This is a genomic window from Candidatus Cloacimonadota bacterium (genome assembly GCA_011372345.1).
Lineage (GTDB): Bacteria > Cloacimonadota > Cloacimonadia > Cloacimonadales > TCS61 > DRTC01.
The window spans coordinates 1-2212 of record DRTC01000121.1; the positions used below are offsets into that span (position 1 = coordinate 1).

At 34.0% G+C, this 2212-nt stretch carries 1 protein-coding gene; it reads right to left on the reverse strand.

What is annotated here, in order from left to right; all coding sequences use genetic code 11:
• Nucleotides 1-1998, reverse strand: a 1998-nt coding sequence (locus tag ENL20_02255) for a hypothetical protein (protein ID HHE37377.1), incomplete at its 3' end; no start/stop codon positions are given.
• Between the last annotated feature and the right edge of the window lie 214 nt (nt 1999-2212).

The window sequence follows — 2212 nt, forward strand, 5'->3', positions numbered from 1 at the left end:
AAGTAATCCCCATCTTTTCCTTAAATAAAGTTCCAAACAGAAACTGACCAGGAAAATAGCGATAATAAACCATTTTTTATAAATTGGAATTTCCGTTTTTACTTCTTCATTTTTCATCGTTGCTTTGGGGAAATCGAACAGTTCAAGGTTTTTTTTGTCGATCATTTTCCCACTGGTTTGCAGAGCAATATACGAAAGCAGGGGAAAGTTGAATCCGCGATCTCTATTTTCAGGATTATAGGCTGTTACCAGGAATTCACCATCTGTTTCCTGATCAATATTTTCATCCCTGATCTGATATGAATATTTTCCCGGTTCAGGAGATTCGATTTCCAGAGAATATTCGTTTTCTCTGGCGATTAGATATTTCTCCAAAACTAACTTTTTATCAGTATTTCTGATAGTTAATTTGGCGTTCAGATTTTGCATGGGAGAGAGTTTTTCATCATAAGCATTTAAGCGAAATCTGATGTTCTCTCCCGCAAAATAACTGTTTTTATCAGTATAGGAAATGAACCTGTCGGAACTTTTCTGCCCGAGCCAGGAACACAGATTGGAGATGAATTCCGTAAAATTTTGTTCGGCATCCCAGAGTTGCCACTTCCAAAAATTCAGAAAAGCAAAATAGAGGATTTTTCCCTGTTCATATTCCTGGAATAAAATTGCAGGTGTTTGCTCCTCATTTTCGATCTTTGCCAGCACTTTTGCCTGCAATTTGGGACTCACATAATAATAATCGACAGGTGGAATATTATCCTCAGAATGCTGATCATTAAAATCAAATGATCGATACTGTTTGCTTTCTTTTGTGAAATATAGATTTGATTTGAATGATTTTTTGATATTCGACTTTTTTGCAGGATACATTTCCGCCAATTGGGAGATAGGATTTCCCTGCAAAAAAAGTCCGCCACCATTTTTAACGAAACTGTTTATGATCTCGATCTCTTCGTTATTGAAATCCAAATTATTGGAATTTATAAGAAATAAAACCTTAATATTTTCGATTTTATCCTGCAGTTTTACTCGTGTTTTTCCCTGTTTTAAGATTTTATCTTTCATAAGAAATTCAGCATTCCAGCGGGGATTTTTTTGAATCGCATCGATGACAAATTTTACATCCCAATTGAGTTTATCGGATATCATCAGGATTTTAGAACGGCTTTCCAGAACTTGAATTGCTGCCGGAAAACGGTTGTTTTCCAAATTGATTTCTCCGGTCGAATCTGCTACAATCTTAACTTCAAAAGGGATCAATCCTGTTTTTTGGAAATTCTGTTCAAAAATTATCTGTTGATAATTACCAGAATTAAAATCTATCTCTTCAGTTTGGATTATTCTGCCGTTTATTTCCAGGTTCAATTTGGCTTTCCCTGAATAATTTTCAGCACTGATATCAGCAAATAGCGGTGTAATTTCTTCCGTATAAGTTGTTTTATTGTATTTCAGTCGGGAAATCTGAAGGTCAAAATCGATTGCTTTAAATTCCGGAGAAAATGTGTAAATCGGGATATTTATATTCTCCAGGATATTCAGATTTTCATCTTTGAACCAGCCATCTGAGAAAAGCAGGATGTTTTTAACATTAGAAAGGTTGTGTTTTGCCGATATGTCTGATAAAGTTTTGGAAAAATTTGTGGATGATTTAGAACCATCTAAACCTTCCGCAAATTTGAATTTTGTGATTTTATAATTTTTCGAAGTAAATTTTTTTTCCATCGATTTCTGAAATGTTTGTAAAATTTCGGCTTTGGAAATCTCATTTTGCTTCTGCTCCATACTTGCTGAATTGTCTGATAAGATCAGCACTTCCGGTTTGATCACAATATTTTTCAGGAAATAATAGACGGGATTGATTAATAAGATCAGAACTGATATGATCGCTAAAGTCCGGAGAAAAAAAAGTAAATACCTGCTTTTATTGTCAAGTTCGGGTATGGTTTTCCTGTAAAACAGGAAGATGAGTATGACTGCTGTTATTATAGGGATTATTATCATTTTTTGTCTTTTAAAACTTGCCAAATTTCAAAAATTCGGCAAGTTTTTAGATGTAGTTCGGAACTTGTTCCGAGCCTTTATTTTTCCTCATTTTTAACCGAACAAGTTCGGTTTTATAAACAAGATCATTTGAGTTATTGTAACACAATCAATCCTGATTGTGCCGTAAAACAATTTGCCAAATTGTCAAATCTTCTGAGCAAATTATTAATGA